Source organism: Enterobacter sp. BNK-8 (assembly GCF_048685095.1).
GTDB lineage: Bacteria > Pseudomonadota > Gammaproteobacteria > Enterobacterales > Enterobacteriaceae > Enterobacter > Enterobacter quasiroggenkampii.
Map to the genome: position 1 here is coordinate 4,739,973 of NZ_JBLQTN010000001.1, position 16,958 is coordinate 4,756,930.

General features: G+C 58.0%; 17 protein-coding genes. 15 read left to right on the forward strand and 2 right to left on the reverse strand.

Annotation, left to right across the window (positions count from 1 at the left end):
- The 5 genes from ftsE (at window position 1) to livJ (ending at window position 5,523) form a co-directional block, all read left to right on the forward strand.
- Entirely contained in the window at window positions 1–666 is a 666-nt protein-coding gene (ftsE, locus tag ACMGGU_RS22840) for a cell division ATP-binding protein FtsE (RefSeq protein ID WP_025758973.1), read from the forward strand.
- On the forward strand, window positions 659–1,714 hold the full coding sequence (ftsX, locus tag ACMGGU_RS22845) for a permease-like cell division protein FtsX (RefSeq protein WP_045909157.1): 1,056 nt from the start codon (window positions 659–661) through the stop codon (window positions 1,712–1,714). The genes ftsE and ftsX overlap by 8 nt, the downstream gene beginning before the upstream one ends.
- 251 nt (window positions 1,715–1,965) lie before the next feature.
- Window positions 1,966–2,823, forward strand: coding sequence for an RNA polymerase sigma factor RpoH (rpoH, locus tag ACMGGU_RS22850; RefSeq protein WP_008500093.1), 858 nt, complete (start codon window positions 1,966–1,968; stop codon window positions 2,821–2,823).
- A 136-nt stretch (window positions 2,824–2,959) separates the two neighbouring features.
- Window positions 2,960–4,225 carry a 4-aminobutyrate--2-oxoglutarate transaminase gene (locus tag ACMGGU_RS22855; RefSeq protein WP_406915997.1) on the forward strand — a complete coding sequence of 422 codons (1,266 nt, stop codon included), beginning with the start codon at window positions 2,960–2,962 and terminating at the stop codon, window positions 4,223–4,225.
- Window positions 4,226–4,422: 197 nt separating this feature from the next.
- A complete protein-coding gene (gene livJ / locus ACMGGU_RS22860; protein ID WP_072163886.1) occupies window positions 4,423–5,523 on the forward strand; it encodes a branched chain amino acid ABC transporter substrate-binding protein LivJ in 1,101 nt (366 codons plus the stop codon).
- A gap of 133 nt (window positions 5,524–5,656) precedes the next feature.
- Here the strand turns inward: livJ and panM are convergent, their stop codons facing one another.
- Window positions 5,657–6,040, reverse strand: coding sequence for an aspartate 1-decarboxylase autocleavage activator PanM (gene panM / locus ACMGGU_RS22865; RefSeq protein ID WP_045909159.1), 384 nt, complete (start codon window positions 6,038–6,040; stop codon window positions 5,657–5,659).
- Window positions 6,041–6,464: 424 nt separating this feature from the next.
- Between panM and livK the strand changes: the two genes are divergently transcribed.
- From livK to ugpQ, 10 genes are all read left to right on the forward strand, one after another.
- On the forward strand, window positions 6,465–7,574 hold the full coding sequence (livK, locus tag ACMGGU_RS22870) for a high-affinity branched-chain amino acid ABC transporter substrate-binding protein LivK (protein ID WP_008500098.1): 1,110 nt from the start codon (window positions 6,465–6,467) through the stop codon (window positions 7,572–7,574).
- 46 nt (window positions 7,575–7,620) lie between these two features.
- A complete protein-coding gene (gene livH / locus ACMGGU_RS22875) occupies window positions 7,621–8,547 on the forward strand; it encodes a high-affinity branched-chain amino acid ABC transporter permease LivH (RefSeq protein WP_008500099.1) in 927 nt (308 codons plus the stop codon).
- Window positions 8,544–9,821, forward strand: a complete 1,278-nt coding sequence (gene livM, locus ACMGGU_RS22880; protein ID WP_045909161.1) for a branched chain amino acid ABC transporter permease LivM — start codon at window positions 8,544–8,546, stop codon at window positions 9,819–9,821. The genes livH and livM overlap by 4 nt, the downstream gene beginning before the upstream one ends.
- A complete protein-coding gene (livG, locus tag ACMGGU_RS22885; protein ID WP_024906698.1) occupies window positions 9,818–10,585 on the forward strand; it encodes a high-affinity branched-chain amino acid ABC transporter ATP-binding protein LivG in 768 nt (255 codons plus the stop codon). Before livM ends, livG begins: the two co-directional genes overlap by 4 nt.
- Window position 10,586: 1 nt before the next feature.
- Window positions 10,587–11,300, forward strand: coding sequence for a high-affinity branched-chain amino acid ABC transporter ATP-binding protein LivF (gene livF, locus ACMGGU_RS22890; RefSeq protein WP_008500102.1), 714 nt, complete (start codon window positions 10,587–10,589; stop codon window positions 11,298–11,300).
- A gap of 247 nt (window positions 11,301–11,547) precedes the next feature.
- Window positions 11,548–12,864: a sn-glycerol-3-phosphate ABC transporter substrate-binding protein UgpB gene (gene ugpB / locus ACMGGU_RS22895; RefSeq protein WP_008500103.1), complete on the forward strand. Its 1,317-nt coding sequence runs from the start codon at window positions 11,548–11,550 to the stop codon at window positions 12,862–12,864.
- Between the two features lie 157 nt (window positions 12,865–13,021).
- Window positions 13,022–13,909, forward strand: coding sequence for a sn-glycerol-3-phosphate ABC transporter permease UgpA (ugpA, locus tag ACMGGU_RS22900; protein WP_032650577.1), 888 nt, complete (start codon window positions 13,022–13,024; stop codon window positions 13,907–13,909).
- A complete protein-coding gene (gene ugpE / locus ACMGGU_RS22905) occupies window positions 13,906–14,751 on the forward strand; it encodes a sn-glycerol-3-phosphate ABC transporter permease UgpE (RefSeq protein ID WP_013099125.1) in 846 nt (281 codons plus the stop codon). Before ugpA ends, ugpE begins: the two co-directional genes overlap by 4 nt.
- 1 nt (window position 14,752) lies before the next feature.
- Entirely contained in the window at window positions 14,753–15,823 is a 1,071-nt protein-coding gene (locus tag ACMGGU_RS22910; protein ID WP_045909162.1) for a sn-glycerol-3-phosphate import ATP-binding protein UgpC, read from the forward strand.
- Window positions 15,820–16,566 carry a glycerophosphodiester phosphodiesterase gene (gene ugpQ, locus ACMGGU_RS22915; RefSeq protein WP_008503355.1) on the forward strand — a complete coding sequence of 249 codons (747 nt, stop codon included), beginning with the start codon at window positions 15,820–15,822 and terminating at the stop codon, window positions 16,564–16,566. The genes ACMGGU_RS22910 and ugpQ overlap by 4 nt, the downstream gene beginning before the upstream one ends.
- Here ugpQ and ACMGGU_RS22920 read toward each other — a convergent pair.
- On the reverse strand, window positions 16,550–16,927 hold the full coding sequence (locus ACMGGU_RS22920) for a DUF2756 family protein (protein WP_196353074.1): 378 nt from the start codon (window positions 16,925–16,927) through the stop codon (window positions 16,550–16,552). The genes ugpQ and ACMGGU_RS22920 overlap by 17 nt on opposite strands.
- Window positions 16,928–16,958 lie beyond the last annotated feature (31 nt).

Below are 16,958 nucleotides of genomic sequence, written 5' to 3' on the forward strand. Positions count from 1 at the left end.
ATGATTCGCTTTGAACACGTCAGCAAGGCCTATCTCGGTGGGAGACAAGCGCTGCAGGGGGTCACATTCCACCTGCAGCCGGGCGAGATGGCATTCCTGACCGGCCATTCCGGCGCGGGGAAAAGTACCCTGCTCAAGCTTATCTGTGGGATCGAGCGGCCAAGCGCCGGGAAAATCTTTTTCGGCGGCCATGAGATCAGCCGCCTGAAAAACCGCGAAGTGCCGTTCCTGCGTCGTCAGATCGGCATGATTTTCCAGGATCACCACCTGCTGATGGATCGCACCGTTTTCGATAACGTGGCCATTCCGCTGATTATTGCCGGCGCCAGCTATGATGATATCCGCCGTCGCGTTTCCGCGGCGCTGGATAAGGTCGGGCTGCTGGACAAAGCGAAGAACTTCCCGATCCAGCTCTCCGGCGGTGAACAGCAGCGCGTGGGTATCGCCCGTGCGGTGGTGAACAAGCCTGCGGTGCTGCTGGCGGATGAACCGACCGGTAACCTGGACGATGCCCTGTCAGAAGGGATTTTGCGTCTGTTTGAGGAGTTTAACCGCGTGGGGGTTACCGTATTGATGGCGACGCACGACATCGGGCTGATTTCCCGTCGTTCGTACCGCATGCTGACCCTGAGCGACGGTCATTTGCACGGAGGCCACGGTGAATAAGCGTGATGCAATAAACCAGATTCGGCAGTTCGGGAACCGGTTTGACCGTTTCCGTAAGCCGCAGGGCGGGGGTGACGGCAATCGTAATGCGCCGAAGCGCCAGAAGGCCGCGCCAAAGCCAGCCTCCCGTAAAACCAACGTGTTTAACGAGCAGGTGCGCTACGCGTTCCACGGCGCGCTGCAGGACCTGAAAAGCAAACCGCTGGCGACGTTCCTGACGGTGATGGTGATCGCCATCTCCCTCACGCTGCCAAGCGTCTGCTATATGGTCTATAAAAACGTCAACCAGGCGGCGTCGCAGTATTATCCGTCTCCGCAGATCACGGTCTATCTGGATAAAGCGCTCGACGATAACGCGGCGGCGCAGGTGGTTGGGCAAATTCAGGCCGAGCAGGGCGTGGAGAAGGTCAATTATCTCTCACGTGAAGACGCGCTGGGTGAGTTCAGGAACTGGTCTGGCTTTGGCGGCGCGCTGGATATGCTCGAAGAGAACCCGCTGCCCGCCGTGGCGGTGGTGATCCCGAAGCTGGATTTCCAGGGGACAGATTCGCTTAACACCCTGCGCGATCGCATCACGCGCATTAAGGGGATTGATGAAGTGCGCATGGATGACAGCTGGTTTGCGCGTCTCTCTGCTCTGACCGGGCTGGTAGGCCGCGTCGCGGCGATGATTGGCGTGCTGATGGTGGCGGCGGTCTTCCTCGTCATCGGCAACAGCGTTCGCCTGAGCATCTTCGCCCGTCGCGACACCATCAACGTGCAGAAACTGATTGGTGCGACAGATGGCTTCATCCTCCGACCGTTCCTTTACGGTGGCGCACTGCTCGGTTTTTCCGGCGCATTTCTTTCACTGATATTGTCAGAAATTTTGGTGATGCGGCTTTCCTCTGCCGTGACTGAAGTGGCGCAGGTTTTCGGAACGAAGTTTGATATCAGTGGCTTAGGGTTCGATGAGTGCCTGTTGTTGCTGCTGGTGTGTTCGATGATTGGGTGGGTGGCAGCGTGGCTGGCAACCGTTCAACATTTACGTCACTTTACTCCCGACTAATAAAAGCGTGATATAATCTTTCCCTGCACCGAGATGTTCGCTCTGCAGGGAAAGCGTCCCTGTTGTCTCTTCCCCTGTTATCATCTCCATGTCACATTTTGTGCGTAATTTATTCACCGTTGCACCTGGAACTTGTGGATAAAATCACTGTCTGATAAAAGAGTGAATGCTAATCTCGTTGCTCAAACGCTTTGGCATGGTTGTTGCCTGACGGGGACAACCTGGACCAGAAGAAACACTGAGAGGAATGAATGACCAAAGAAATGCAAACTTTAGCTTTAGCCCCTGTTGGTAACCTGGAATCTTACATCCGGGCTGCGAACACCTGGCCGATGTTAACGGCCGAGGAAGAAAAGGAGCTTGCTGAAAAGCTGCATTACCAGGGCGATCTGGAAGCAGCGAAAAAGCTGATCCTGTCTCACCTGCGCTTTGTTGTTCACATTGCTCGTAATTATGCGGGCTATGGCCTGCCGCAGGCGGACTTGATTCAGGAAGGTAACATCGGCCTGATGAAGGCTGTGCGTCGCTTTAACCCGGAAGTGGGTGTGCGACTCGTCTCCTTCGCCGTACACTGGATCAAAGCAGAAATTCATGAATACGTGCTGCGCAACTGGCGTATCGTGAAAGTCGCCACGACAAAAGCGCAACGCAAACTGTTCTTCAACCTGCGTAAAACCAAGCAGCGTCTGGGCTGGTTCAATCAGGATGAAGTGGAAATGGTGGCGCGCGAGCTGGGCGTATCCAGCAAAGACGTGCGTGAGATGGAATCCCGTATGGCCGCGCAGGACATGACCTTTGATATGTCCTCCGACGACGACGCATCCGACAGCCAGCCAATGGCACCGGTTCTTTATCTGCAGGATAAAACCTCTAACTTTGCTGACGGCATCGAAGAGGACAACTGGGAAGATCAGGCCGCGAACAAGCTGAGCTATGCGATGGAAGGCCTCGACGAACGTAGCCAGGATATTATCCGCGCCCGCTGGCTGGACGAAGACAACAAGTCCACGCTGCAGGAGCTGGCCGACCGCTACGGCGTCTCTGCGGAACGTGTCCGTCAGCTTGAAAAGAACGCCATGAAAAAACTTCGCGCCGCTATCGAAGCGTAATTTCCGCGAAGTACACCGAGAACCCCTGGATGAGAGTCTGGGGGTTTTGTTTTTTTAGCGCCCGCTCTGGCGAATTCCCTCCCCCTGGCAAACACTTACTGATGCGCTAAGCAGGCGACTTTCTCAGGGGGACAGGGTGAAAAACAACGAACTGAACGACCGGCGTTTACAGGCGACGCCGCGTGGCATCGGCGTGATGTGTAACTTCTATGCCGATAAAGCAGAAAACGCCACGGTGTGGGATGTCGAGGGCAATGAGTACATCGACTTCGCCGCCGGTATCGCGGTGCTGAATACCGGCCATCGCCATCCCAAAGTCATTTCCGCCATCGAAAAACAACTCCACGCCTTTACCCACACGGCGTACCAGATCGTGCCGTACGAAGGCTACGTGGCGCTTGCCGAGCGCATCAACGCACGGGTGCCGATTGACGGCCCTGCCAAAACGGCGTTCTTCTCGACGGGCGCAGAAGCTGTGGAAAACGCCGTAAAAATTGCCCGCGCCTTTACCAGACGTCCTGGCCTTATCACCTTCGGCGGCGCGTTCCACGGCCGCACCTTTATGACCATGGCGCTGACCGGCAAGGTTGCGCCGTACAAGCTCGGCTTTGGGCCCTTCCCCGGCTCGGTGTATCACGCGCAGTATCCGAATGAACTGCACGGCGTCAGCACCGCTGAGGCGTTGAAAAGCCTGGAACGTATCTTTAAAGCGGATATTGCTCCTGACCAGGTCGCGGCGATCATTCTCGAACCGGTTCAGGGGGAGGGTGGCTTCAACATCGCTCCTGCTGATTTTATGCAGGCGCTGCGCGCCCTGTGCGATACCCACGGCATTTTGCTGATTGCCGACGAGGTCCAAAGCGGCTTCGCCCGCACCGGCAAGCTGTTCTCGATGGAACAGCACTGCGTGAAACCGGATCTGATCACCATGGCGAAAAGCCTGGCGGGCGGGATGCCGCTCTCGGCGGTGTCGGGACGTGCTGAGGTGATGGATGCGCCCGCGCCGGGCGGGCTGGGTGGCACCTACGCAGGTAACCCGCTGGCGATTGCGGCGGCGCATGCCGTACTGGACGTGATTGATGAGGAAGATCTCTGTACGCGATCGGCGCATCTTGGCCATCACCTGGTGGAAGTGCTGAACAAAGCGAAGGAACACTGCCCGTATATCGCGGATATTCGCGCCCAGGGCTCGATGGTGGCGGTTGAGTTTAACGACCCGCAAACGGGCCAGCCTTCGCCGGAATTTACCCGCCAGGTGCAGGAGCGGGCGTTGCAGGAAGGGCTGCTTCTTCTGAGCTGCGGCGTCTACGGCAACGTCATTCGTTTCCTGTATCCGCTGACGATTCCCGAAGTGCAGTTCCGTAAAGCGCTGGACATTATCTCCGCCTCGCTGACACGTTAAAGCCATATGCCCGGCGAAAACCTCTGCCGGGCCTATCATATATTCATTTCAAATTAGCTATTCCAAAATCATAAAAATCGGGTATGTTTTAGCAGAGTATGCTGAAAAAGCGCGAACAGCACACCTATAACTGACATAAAGCGCTGCACAACAACATCACAACAATCGTAATAACCATAATAATGGGGAATCTCAGGATGAACATGAAGGGTAAAGCGTTACTGGCAGGATGTATCGCGTTGGCATTCAGCACCATGGCGCAGGCAGACATTAAAGTGGCTGTGGTTGGCGCCATGTCCGGACCGGTAGCGCAGTACGGCGACCAGGAGTTTACCGGCGCAGAACAGGCGGTTGCAGACATTAATGCCAAAGGCGGTATTAAGGGCGAAAAACTGCAGATCGTAAAATATGATGATGCCTGTGACCCGAAACAAGCGGTCGCGGTCGCGAACAAAGTGGTGAACGACGGGATCAAATACGTTATCGGTCACCTGTGCTCTTCTTCTACTCAGCCCGCGTCTGACATCTACGAAGACGAAGGTATCCTGATGATCACCCCGGCTGCGACCGCACCGGAGCTGACCGCGCGCGGCTACAAGCTGACCCTGCGCACCACCGGGCTGGACTCTGACCAGGGCCCAACCGCGGCGAAGTACATCGTTGAAAAAGTGAAGCCGAAGCGCATTGCCATCGTTCATGACAAGCAGCAGTACGGTGAAGGTCTGGCGCGTTCAGTGCAGGACAACCTCAAGAAAGCCAATGCCGATGTGGTGTTCTTCGACGGGATCACCGCCGGTGAGAAAGACTTCTCCACCCTGGTGGCGCGTCTGAAGAAAGAGAATATTGACTTCGTATACTACGGCGGCTACCACCCGGAAATGGGCCAGATCCTGCGCCAGGCGCGCGCAGCGGGTCTGAAAACCCAGTTCATGGGCCCGGAAGGGGTGGCGAACGTTTCTCTGTCTAACATCGCAGGTGAATCCGCTGAAGGCCTGCTGGTGACCAAACCGAAGAACTACGACCAGGTCCCTGCGAACAAACCTATCGTAGATGCCATCAAGGCGAAGAAACAGGATCCAAGCGGCGCGTTCGTCTGGACCACCTATGCGGCGCTGCAGTCTCTGCAGGCGGGCCTGAACCAGTCAGCCGATCCGGCTGAGATTGCCACCTGGCTGAAAGCGAACACGGTTGAGACCGTCATGGGGCCTCTTTCCTGGGACGCGAAGGGCGACCTGAAGGGCTTCGAGTTCGGCGTGTTTGACTGGCATGCTAACGGCACGGCGACCGACGCAAAATAAACGCAAATGGCAACCGTAAGGTTGCCATTTTAGTGTTTGCACCCTCTCCCCGTGGGAGAGGGCCGGGGTGAGGGCATCAGACCGCACAGCACCTCGTAGGCCGGGTAAGGCGCAGCCGCCACCCGGCTTTCTTTTAGCGCTTCTCCCACCCGCTCTCCTGCGCCGTAAAGCCTAACGCCTGCATAAACGCCGCCATCACGTCGCGGTCTTCCACGCCAACGTCGGCCATCCACCAGGAGGTCACGCTCGGGTTTTCGCGGATCACTTCTTCAATTAAATACTGTCCCACGCCGCGACGACGGGTGACGTCACGCACGCGCAGCGAGTCCAGCGCCCCTTCTGTACCGCTCAGGGTGACGCGAACCGCTGCCAGCAGGCGCTCGTTAAAACGCGCGGCATAAATGCGGTGGGTCTCATCCACGCGTAGCGACGAAGGGGAATATTCCGGCCAGATCTTGCCCAGGTCGATATGATCCTGGTCGCTAAAGGTCACCAGACGCACGATAGTCAGTTTCATTAGCTACTTGTCCAAATCAAATTGAGTAGAGGCAGTGTACTCAATTTATTCACTCAGGGGCTTCCTCTTTTTATTCTCATTCGCCAGGTGATTAGTTTTTTGGCAACGCGTTGGGCAGTTTGAAAACACATGGATCGAAAAATACGCAGAATTTTAACCTGATGGGTAGTGATTTATTCGGCGCTTTGTACCGTTATTTTATGCTGCAAACTGCACTTTTAGTTGTTTATCTCTGCCTGATTTCAGAATATTATCTTTGCTTAATCGCCTGAAAAATAGAGATTTTAGTCTGGTTTTTGACAAAAACCTGCGCTAAACCATTAAAGGCACTGGTAAAAATAGCGTTGTTCATTAAAAGTACAGAATGCTTTTTAACCATAATAAAACAAAATATAAACACGACATCACGAATGGGGATTCAGAGATGAAAAGGAACGCGAAGACGTTAATCGCGGGGATGGTCGCACTGTCGATCTCGCATGCCGCCATGGCGGAGGACATTAAAGTTGCGGTAGTGGGTGCGATGTCCGGCCCTGTTGCCCAGTGGGGTGACATGGAGTTCAACGGTGCGCGCCAGGCCATCAAAGACATCAACGCTAAGGGCGGCATCAAAGGCGACAAGCTGGTGGGCGTAGAATATGACGACGCCTGCGATCCGAAACAGGCCGTCGCGGTCGCTAACAAAATCGTCAACGATGGCATCCAGTATGTGATCGGCCACCTGTGCTCGTCGTCCACCCAGCCCGCGTCTGATATCTACGAAGACGAAGGCATTCTGATGATCACCCCCGGTGCGACTAACCCGGAACTGACCCAGCGCGGCTATCAACACATTATGCGTACCGCGGGGCTGGACTCCTCTCAGGGGCCAACCGCCGCCAAATACATCCTTGAAACCGTCAAGCCGCAGCGTATCGCCATTATTCATGACAAGCAGCAGTACGGTGAAGGCCTGGCGCGCTCCGTTCAGGACGGCCTGAAAAAAGGCGGCGCAAACATCGTCTTCTTCGACGGGATTACCGCCGGTGAGAAAGACTTCTCCGCGCTGATCGCTCGTCTGCAAAAAGAGAATATCGACTTTGTTTACTACGGCGGCTACTACCCGGAGATGGGGCAGATGCTGCGTCAGGCGCGCGCCACCGGTCTGAAGACCCAGTTTATGGGGCCAGAGGGTGTGGGCAATGCTTCCCTGTCCAACATCGCCGGGGATTCTGCCGAAGGCATGCTGGTGACGATGCCAAAACGCTATGACCAGGATCCGGCCAACAAGGCTATCGTGGATGCGCTCAAGGCGCAGAAGAAAGATCCGAGTGGTCCGTACGTCTGGATCACCTACGCCGCCGTGCAGTCTCTGGCCACCGCGCTGGATCGTACCGGCAGCAAAGAACCGCTGGATCTGGTGAAAGATTTAAAAGCACACGGGGCGAACACCGTGATTGGGCCGCTGAACTGGGATGAGAAAGGCGATCTGAAGGGATTTGAGTTTGGTGTCTTTAAGTGGCACGCCGACGGGTCATCCTCGGCCGCCAAATAATTATCCCACCGCCCGGACTGACGGGCGGGTATAAAAAGGTTTACATATGTCCGAGCAGTTTCTCTATTTCCTGCAGCAGATGTTTAACGGCGTCACGCTGGGAAGCACCTACGCGCTGATCGCCATCGGCTATACGATGGTTTACGGCATTATCGGCATGATTAACTTCGCCCACGGCGAGGTCTACATGATCGGTAGCTATGTCTCCTTTATGATTATCGCCGCCCTGATGATGATGGGCATCGACAGCAGCTGGCTGCTGGTCGCCGCCGGGTTTGTCGGCGCGATTGTGATTGCCAGCGCCTACGGCTGGAGCATCGAGCGCGTGGCCTACCGGCCGGTGCGCAGCTCCAAACGCCTGATTGCGCTGATTTCCGCCATCGGGATGTCGATCTTCCTGCAAAACTACGTCAGCCTGACCGAAGGCTCGCGCGACGTGGCGCTGCCAAGCCTGTTTAACGGCCAGTGGATTGTGGGGGCCAGTGAAAACTTCGCGGCCTCTATCACCACCATGCAGCTGGTTATCTGGGTCGTGACCTTTATTGCGATGCTTGCCCTGACGCTGTTCATCCGCTACTCGCGGATGGGACGCGCCTGCCGCGCCTGCGCAGAAGACCTGAAGATGGCGAGCCTGCTCGGCATCAACACCGACCGCGTGATTGCCCTGACCTTCGTGATTGGCGCCGCGATGGCGGCGGTGGCGGGTGTCCTGCTCGGCCAGTTCTATGGCGTGATCAACCCGTACATCGGCTTTATGGCCGGGATGAAAGCCTTCACCGCGGCGGTGCTGGGCGGTATCGGCAGTATTCCGGGCGCGATGATTGGCGGCCTGATCCTGGGCGTGGCGGAAGCGCTCTCCTCGGCGTATCTGAGCACGGAATATAAAGATGTGGTGTCGTTTGCCCTGCTGATTCTGGTTCTGCTGGTCATGCCTACCGGCATTCTGGGCCGTCCGGAGGTAGAGAAAGTATGAAACCGATGCATTTTGCAATGGCGCTGCTCTCTGCCGCCATGTTCTTCGTGCTGGCAGGCGTCTTTATGGGCGTCCAGTTAGGTCTGGATGGGACGAAGCTGGTGGTGGATACCGCACCCGACATCCGCTGGCAGTGGGTATTTATCGGCACTGCCGTGGTGTTCCTGTTCCAGCTGTTGCGTCCGCTGTTCCAGAAGTCGCTGAAAAACGTCTCCGGGCCGAAATTCGTTCTGCCGGCCATCGACGGGTCTACCGTTAAGCAGAAGCTGTTCCTCGTGGCGCTGCTGGTGGCTGCCGTGGCGTGGCCGTTTGTGGTCTCTCGTGGCACCGTGGATATCGCTACCCTGACCATGATCTACGTGATCCTCGGTCTCGGTCTGAACGTGGTGGTGGGGCTCTCTGGCCTGCTGGTGCTGGGCTACGGCGGCTTCTACGCCATCGGCGCCTACACCTTCGCGCTGCTGAACCACTATTACGGCCTCGGCTTCTGGACCTGCCTGCCGCTGGCGGGGCTGGTCTCAGCCGCGGCAGGCTTCCTGCTCGGCTTCCCGGTACTGCGCCTGCGCGGTGACTACCTGGCGATTGTGACCTTAGGCTTTGGCGAAATCGTCCGTATCCTGCTGCTGAACAACACCGAAGTGACCGGCGGCCCGAACGGCATCAGCCAGATCCCGAAACCAACCTTCTTTGGCCTGGAGTTCAGCCGTACCGCCCGCGAAGGCGGCTGGGACACCTTCAGTAACTTCTTCGGCGTGAAGTATGACCCGTCCGACCGCGTCATCTGGCTCTATCTGGTGGCGCTGCTGCTGGTGGTGATTACCCTGTTCGTGATTAACCGTCTGCTGCGCATGCCGCTGGGCCGTGCGTGGGAAGCGCTGCGCGAAGATGAGATTGCCTGCCGTTCCCTGGGCCTGAACCCGACCCGCATCAAGCTGACCGCGTTCACCATCAGCGCCGCGTTTGCCGGTTTCGCCGGGACGCTGTTTGCCGCGCGTCAGGGCTTCGTCAGCCCGGAATCGTTCACCTTTGCCGAATCCGCTTTTGTGCTGGCGATTGTGGTGCTCGGCGGGATGGGCTCGCAGTTTGCCGTTATCCTCGCGGCCATCCTGCTGGTGGTCTCGCGCGAGCTGATGCGCGACTTTAACGAATACAGCATGTTAATGCTGGGTGGTTTGATGGTGCTGATGATGATCTGGCGTCCGCAGGGCTTGCTGCCGATGACCCGTCCACAGCTGAAGCTGAAGAACGGGCAAGCGAAAGGAGAGCAGGCATGAGTCAGCCATTATTATCCGTTAACGGTCTGATGATGCGTTTTGGCGGCCTGCTGGCGGTCAACAATGTGTCACTGGATCTGCACAAGAAAGAGATTGTCTCCCTGATTGGCCCGAACGGCGCGGGGAAAACCACCGTCTTTAACTGCCTGACCGGTTTTTACAAGCCGACGGGCGGCACCATCATGCTGCGCGACAAGCATCTTGAAGGGCTGCCGGGCCAGCAGATTGCCCGCATGGGCGTGGTGCGTACCTTCCAGCACGTGCGTCTGTTCCGCGAGATGACGGTGATTGAGAACCTGCTGGTCGCGCAGCATCAGCAGCTGAAAACCGGGCTGTTCTCCGGCCTGCTGAAAACCCCGGCCTTCCGCCGCGCCCAGGATGAAGCGCTCGATCGCGCCGCCACCTGGCTCGACCGCATTGGCCTGCTGCAGCACGCCAACCGTCAGGCGAGTAACCTGGCCTACGGCGACCAGCGTCGTCTGGAGATTGTGCGCTGCATGGTGACCCAGCCGGAGATCCTGATGCTCGACGAACCGGCGGCGGGCCTCAACCCGAAAGAGACCAAAGAGCTGGACGAGCTGATTGCCGAGCTGCGCGATCACCACGACACCACCATTCTGCTGATTGAGCACGACATGAAGCTGGTAATGGGCATTTCCGACCGTATCTACGTGGTTAACCAGGGTACGCCGCTGGCAAACGGCACGCCGGAAGAGATCCGCAACAACCCGGACGTGATCCGCGCATACCTGGGCGAGGCATAAGATGGAAAAAGCGATGTTAACGTTCGACAAGGTCAACGCGCACTACGGCAAGATCCAGGCGCTGCACGATGTCAGCCTGCATATCAATCAGGGTGAAATCGTTACCCTGATTGGCGCCAACGGCGCGGGCAAAACCACGCTGCTCGGCACCCTGTGCGGCGACCCGCGCGCCACCAGCGGGCGGATTGTGTTTGATGGCAAAGACATTACCGACTGGCAGACGGCCAGAATCATGCGTGAGGCGGTGGCGATTGTCCCGGAAGGGCGTCGCGTCTTCTCGCGTATGACGGTGGAAGAGAACCTGGCGATGGGCGGTTTCTTCGCCCATCGCGATGAATACCAGACCCGCATCAAGTGGGTGTACGAACTCTTCCCGCGCCTGTGGGAGCGTCGCATTCAGCGTGCGGGCACCATGTCCGGCGGTGAACAGCAGATGCTGGCAATTGGCCGCGCGCTGATGAGCCAGCCGCGTCTCCTGCTGCTGGACGAGCCGTCGCTCGGTCTTGCGCCGATCATCATCCAGCAGATATTCGACACCATCGAGCAGCTGCGTAAAGAGGGGATGACCATCTTCCTCGTCGAGCAGAACGCCAACCAGGCGCTGAAGCTCGCTGACCGTGGCTACGTGCTGGAGAACGGCCGCGTGGTGCTGGAAGACACCGGCGATGCGCTGCTGGCGAACGAAGCGGTGCGGAGCGCTTACCTGGGCGGCTGAGCCGTCTGTATCGCCCGGTGGCGCTGCGCTTACCGGGCCTACAGGGATCGAGTAGGCCGGGTAAGGCGTAGCCGCCACCCGGCTTTTTTAACCACTACACCCCTTCACACAACCATCATCCCCCTGACCCTTTACTGTCACTTATCTGTAAACAAACAGTTATTTTTCTGTCATTCGAGCATGTCATGTTACCTCGCGAGCATAAAACGCGTGATATCGCGCATCCGGCACAATAAGAGAGATGACAATGACATCGTTACGACACACAGCTTTGGGTCTGGCACTGGGTCTGGCTTTTGCGACGAACGCAATGGCTGTGACGACCATTCCGTTCTGGCATTCCATGGAAGGGGAGTTGGGTAAAGAAGTTGACTCCCTGGCGCAGCGTTTCAACGACACCCATCCGGATTACAAAATTGTGCCGGTGTACAAAGGTAACTACGAGCAGAGCCTGAGCGCGGGCATCGCCGCCTTCCGTACCGGCAACGCGCCTGCACTGTTACAGGTTTATGAAGTGGGCACCGCCACCATGATGGCCTCCAAAGCTATCAAGCCGGTGTATGAAGTGTTCAAAGAGGCGGGTATCAACTTTGATGAATCCCAGTTTGTGCCGACCGTAGCGGGTTACTACACCGATTCCAAAACCGGACATCTGCTGTCTCAGCCGTTTAACAGCTCCACGCCGGTGCTGTACTACAACAAAGACGCCTTCAGGAAAGCCGGTTTAGACCCGGAGCAGCCGCCAAAAACCTGGCAGGACCTGGCCGAATACACTGCGAAGCTGAAAGCGGCGGGGATGAAGTGCGGCTACGCCAGCGGCTGGCAGGGCTGGATCCAGATTGAAAACTTCAGCGCCTGGCACGGCCTGCCGGTGGCGACCAAAAACAACGGCTTCGACGGCACCGATGCGGTACTGGAGTTCAACAAGCCGGAGCAGGTGAAGCACATTGCGCTGCTGGAAGAACTCAACAAGAAGGGCGACTTCAGCTACTTCGGGCGTAAAGACGAATCCACCGAGAAGTTCTACAACGGCGACTGCGCCATTACCACCGCCTCGTCCGGCTCGCTGGCGGATATCCGTCACTACGCCAAATTCAATTACGGCGTGGGCATGATGCCGTATGACGCTGACGTGAAGGGCGCGCCGCAGAACGCCATCATCGGCGGGGCGAGCCTGTGGGTGATGCAGGGTAAAGACAAGGGCACCTATAAAGGCGTGGCCGAATTCCTCGACTTCCTGGCGAAGCCGGAAAACGCTGCCGAATGGCACCAGAAGACCGGCTACCTGCCGATCACCAAAGCCGCGTATGACCTGACCCGCGAGCAGGGCTTCTACAGCAAGAACCCGGGCGCGGACATCGCGACGCGTCAGATGCTGAACAAGCCGCCGTTGCCGTTCACCAAAGGCCTGCGCCTGGGCAACATGCCGCAGATCCGCACCATCGTGGATGAAGAGCTGGAAAGCGTGTGGACCGGGAAGAAAACGCCACAGCAGGCGCTGGATTCCGCAGTAGAGCGCGGGAATCAGCTGCTGCGCCGCTTTGAGCAGTCGACGAAATCGTAATCCGTGATTCGCCCGGTGACGCGTAGCGATCCGGGCCTACGGGGATCGTGCGGGCTGATGCCCTCACCCCAACCCTCTCCCACGGGGAGAGGGAGAAATATTTGTAGGCCGGGTAAGGCGCAGCCGCCACCCGGCATTGCTCAGGAACCCAATCTCAATGTCATCATCCCGTCCGGTGTTCCGTTCCCGCTGGCTGCCGTACCTGTTGGTCGCGCCTCAGCTGGTCATCACCGTTATCTTCTTTATCTGGCCTGCGGGCGAAGCACTGTGGTACTCGGTACAAAGCGTCGATCCGTTTGGGCTCTCCAGCCAGTTTGTCGGGCTGGACAACTTTACCGCGCTGTTCCATGACAGCTACTACCTGGACGCCTTCTGGACGACGATGAAGTTCAGCGCGCTGGTCACCGTCAGCGGCCTTGTCGCCTCGCTGTTTTTCGCCGCGCTGGTGGACTACGTGGTGCGCGGCAGTCGTATTTATCAGACCCTGATGCTGCTGCCGTACGCCGTGGCACCCGCCGTCGCTGCCGTACTGTGGATTTTCCTGTTTAACCCCGGTCGCGGGCTGATCACCCATTTCCTGGCAGAGTTCGGCTACGACTGGAACCACGCCCAGAACAGCGGTCAGGCGATGTTCCTGGTGGTGTTCGCCTCGGTGTGGAAGCAGATCAGTTACAACTTCCTGTTCTTCTTTGCCGCGCTGCAGTCCATTCCCCGTTCGCTGGTGGAAGCCGCCGCGATTGACGGCGCAGGGCCGATTCGTCGCTTCTTCAGGCTGTCGCTGCCGCTGATCGCCCCAGTGAGCTTCTTCCTGCTGGTGGTTAACCTCGTGTACGCCTTCTTCGACACCTTCCCGGTGATCGATGCGGCCACCGCAGGCGGCCCGGTGCAGGCGACCACGACGCTTATCTACAAGATCTACCGCGAAGGCTTCGCCGGGCTGGATCTCTCCGCCTCCGCCGCGCAGTCGGTGGTGTTGATGTTCCTCGTCATCATCCTCACGGTGGTGCAGTTCCGCTATGTCGAAAGTAAGGTGCGCTACCAATGATTGAGAACCGTCGCGGGCTGACGATTTTCAGCCACACCATGCTGATTCTGGGGATTATCGTCATCCTCTTCCCGCTGTACGTGGCCTTTGTCGCCGCCACGCTGGACACCAAAGCGGTGTTCGACACGCCGATGACGCTGATCCCAGGCACACATCTGTTCGAGAACATGAAGACCATCTGGACCCAGGGCGTGGGCGCCAACAGCGCGCCGTTCTGGCTGATGATGCTCAACAGCTTCATCATGGCGTTCGGCATTACGGTCGGCAAAATTACGGTGTCGATGCTCTCGGCCTTCGCCATCGTCTGGTTCCGTTTTCCGCTGCGCAACCTGTTTTTCTGGATGATTTTTATCACCCTGATGTTGCCGGTGGAGGTGCGTATCTTCCCTACGGTGGAAGTGATCGCCAACCTGAAGATGCTCGACAGCTACGCGGGCTTGACCCTGCCGCTGATGGCCTCGGCGACCGCCACATTCCTGTTTCGCCAGTTCTTTATGACCCTGCCGGACGAGCTGATTGAAGCGGCGCGCATTGATGGCGCATCGCCGATGCGTTTCTTCCGCGACATCGTGCTGCCGCTGTCGAAAACCAACCTTGCGGCGCTGTTTGTGATCACCTTTATCTACGGCTGGAACCAGTACCTGTGGCCGCTGCTGATTATTCAGGACGTCAATCTCGGCACCGCCGTGGCGGGCATCAAAGGCATGATTGCCACCGGCGAAGGCACCACCCTCTGGAACCAGGTGATGGCGGCGATGCTGCTTACCCTTATCCCACCCGTAGTCATTGTTTTAGCCATGCAGCGCGCGTTTGTCCGCGGCCTGGTCGATAGCGAGAAATAAGATGGCAGGTTTAAAACTTCAGGCAGTAACCAAAAGCTGGGACGGCAAAACCCAGGTGATTCAGCCGCTCACGCTCGACGTGGCGGACGGGGAGTTTATCGTGATGGTCGGCCCGTCCGGCTGTGGCAAATCCACCCTGCTGCGCATGGTGGCGGGGCTGGAGCGCGTGACCTCCGGGGATATCTGGATTGACCGCCAGCGCGTCACCGAGATGGAGCCGAAAGACAGAGGCATCGCGATGGTCTTCCAGAACTACGCTCTCTATCCGCACATGAGCGTGGAAGAGAACATGGCCTGGGGGCTGAAAATCCGCGGCATGGGCAAAGGCCATATCGAGGAGCGCGTGAAAGAAGCCGCCCGTATTCTGGAACTGGACGGCCTGCTCAAGCGCCGCCCGCGCGAGCTCTCCGGCGGCCAGCGCCAGCGCGTAGCGATGGGGCGCGCCATCGTGCGCGACCCGGCGGTATTTCTGTTCGACGAGCCGCTCTCTAACCTCGACGCCAAGCTGCGCGTGCAGATGCGCCTTGAGCTGCAGCAATTGCACCGTCGTCTGAAAACCACGTCGCTGTACGTTACCCACGATCAGGTCGAAGCCATGACCCTCGCCCAGCGCGTGATGGTGATGAACAAAGGCGTTGCCGAGCAGATTGGTACCCCGGTGGAAGTCTACGAGAAACCAGCCACCCGTTTCGTGGCGAGCTTTATCGGCAGCCCGGCGATGAACCTGCTGGAAGGGCGCATCAGCAGTGCGGGCTCGCACTTTGAGCTGGAAAGCGGGATGGCATTGCCGATCAACTGGTACTATCGTGGCTACGCCGGGCGTAAGATGACGCTCGGTATCCGCCCGGAACATATCGGTTTAACCACTCAGGCGGAAGGCGGCGTGCCGCTGGTGATGGACACGCTGGAGATGTTGGGTGCAGATAACCTGGCGCACGGGCGCTGGGGCGAGCAAAAAATGGTGGTGCGGCTGGCACATCAGGAGCGCCCTAAAGCAGGCAGCACGCTGTGGCTGCACCTGCCGGAAAATCATCTGCACCTGTTTGACGGTGAAACAGGACAACGAGTATGAGCAACTGGCCTTATCCCCATGTCGTCGCCCACCGGGGCGGCGGTAAGCTGGCGCCGGAGAATACCCTGGCGGCGATTGACGTTGGCGCGCGCTACGGCCACACGATGATCGAGTTCGACGCCAAGCTGTCGAAAGACGGCGAGATTTTCCTGCTGCATGACGATAACCTCGAACGCACCAGCAACGGCTGGGGCGTCGCGGGCGAGCTGCCGTGGCGCGATCTGCTGAAAGTCGACGCCGGAAGCTGGTACAGCGGCGAATTCAAAGGCGAACCGCTGCCGCTGCTGGCGGAAGTGGCCGATCGCTGTCGCCAGCACGGCATGATGGCCAATATCGAAATTAAACCGACCACCGGCACCGGGCCGCTGACGGGCAAAGTCATTGCCCTTGCCGCGCGCGAGCTGTGGGAGGGGATGACCGCACCGCTGCTGTCATCATTTGAAATCGATGCGCTGGAGGCCGCACAGGCCGCAGCGCCGGAACTGCCGCGCGGACTGCTACTGGACGAGTGGCGCGAGGACTGGCGCGAGCTGACGACGCGCTTAGCGTGTGTCTCTATTCATCTGAATCACAAGCTGCTGGATGAGGCGCGGGTGAAGATGCTGAAAGACGCGGGCCTGCATATTCTGGTTTACACCGTCAATAAACCCCAGCGTGCGGCCGAACTGCTGCGCTGGGGCGTGGACAGCATCTGTACCGATGCGATTGACCTGATCGGCCCGGACTTTAGTTCTGCGGATTAAGCATACTGCCATTCGACTGCGGCGGCAGCATATGCTGCTGTCCGCTACCTGACGAGGTCATCCCACCTAACATTCCGCCGTTTTTGTTCGGCAACGGCTGCTCGCGCACCTGCCCCTGCTGCACGCGCTGGGTGTTGGCGTTCATCTGATTTTGCAGGCTTTGTTGCTGCATCTGGGTCTGCGTTCTCAGTTGCTGATTCAGCATCCCTTTTTGCTGCTGTTGCTGGCTCATCATCTCGGTCTGCATACGCTGCTGGCTCGGGATGACATACCCCTGCTGGTTCGGGTTATTCATGGTGTTGAGTGGCTGTGCGAGCGTCGCAAAGGGGATCAGCGCCGTAAGTATCAATAAGCGTTTCATTGTCATTTCCTCCTTTTGAGGTCTCTCTTAA

Bases quoted from the DNA above. Each gene is read 5' to 3' on its own strand.
- ugpQ (WP_008503355.1), top strand. From the start codon at position 15,820: ATGAGCAACTGGCCTTATCCCCATGTCGTCGCCCACCGGGGCGGCGGT.
- livG (WP_024906698.1), top strand. From the start codon at position 9,818: ATGAGTCAGCCATTATTATCCGTTAACGGTCTGATGATGCGTTTTGGC.
- ftsE (WP_025758973.1), top strand. From the start codon at position 1: ATGATTCGCTTTGAACACGTCAGCAAGGCCTATCTCGGTGGGAGACAA.
- livF (WP_008500102.1), top strand. From the start codon at position 10,587: ATGGAAAAAGCGATGTTAACGTTCGACAAGGTCAACGCGCACTACGGC.
- livJ (WP_072163886.1), top strand. From the start codon at position 4,423: ATGAACATGAAGGGTAAAGCGTTACTGGCAGGATGTATCGCGTTGGCA.
- ugpB (WP_008500103.1), top strand. From the start codon at position 11,548: ATGACATCGTTACGACACACAGCTTTGGGTCTGGCACTGGGTCTGGCT.
- ACMGGU_RS22920 (WP_196353074.1), bottom strand. From the start codon at position 16,927: ATGAAACGCTTATTGATACTTACGGCGCTGATCCCCTTTGCGACGCTC.
- ugpE (WP_013099125.1), top strand. From the start codon at position 13,906: ATGATTGAGAACCGTCGCGGGCTGACGATTTTCAGCCACACCATGCTG.
- livM (WP_045909161.1), top strand. From the start codon at position 8,544: ATGAAACCGATGCATTTTGCAATGGCGCTGCTCTCTGCCGCCATGTTC.
- rpoH (WP_008500093.1), top strand. From the start codon at position 1,966: ATGACCAAAGAAATGCAAACTTTAGCTTTAGCCCCTGTTGGTAACCTG.
- panM (WP_045909159.1), bottom strand. From the start codon at position 6,040: ATGAAACTGACTATCGTGCGTCTGGTGACCTTTAGCGACCAGGATCAT.
- ACMGGU_RS22910 (WP_045909162.1), top strand. From the start codon at position 14,753: ATGGCAGGTTTAAAACTTCAGGCAGTAACCAAAAGCTGGGACGGCAAA.
- livH (WP_008500099.1), top strand. From the start codon at position 7,621: ATGTCCGAGCAGTTTCTCTATTTCCTGCAGCAGATGTTTAACGGCGTC.
- livK (WP_008500098.1), top strand. From the start codon at position 6,465: ATGAAAAGGAACGCGAAGACGTTAATCGCGGGGATGGTCGCACTGTCG.
- ugpA (WP_032650577.1), top strand. From the start codon at position 13,022: ATGTCATCATCCCGTCCGGTGTTCCGTTCCCGCTGGCTGCCGTACCTG.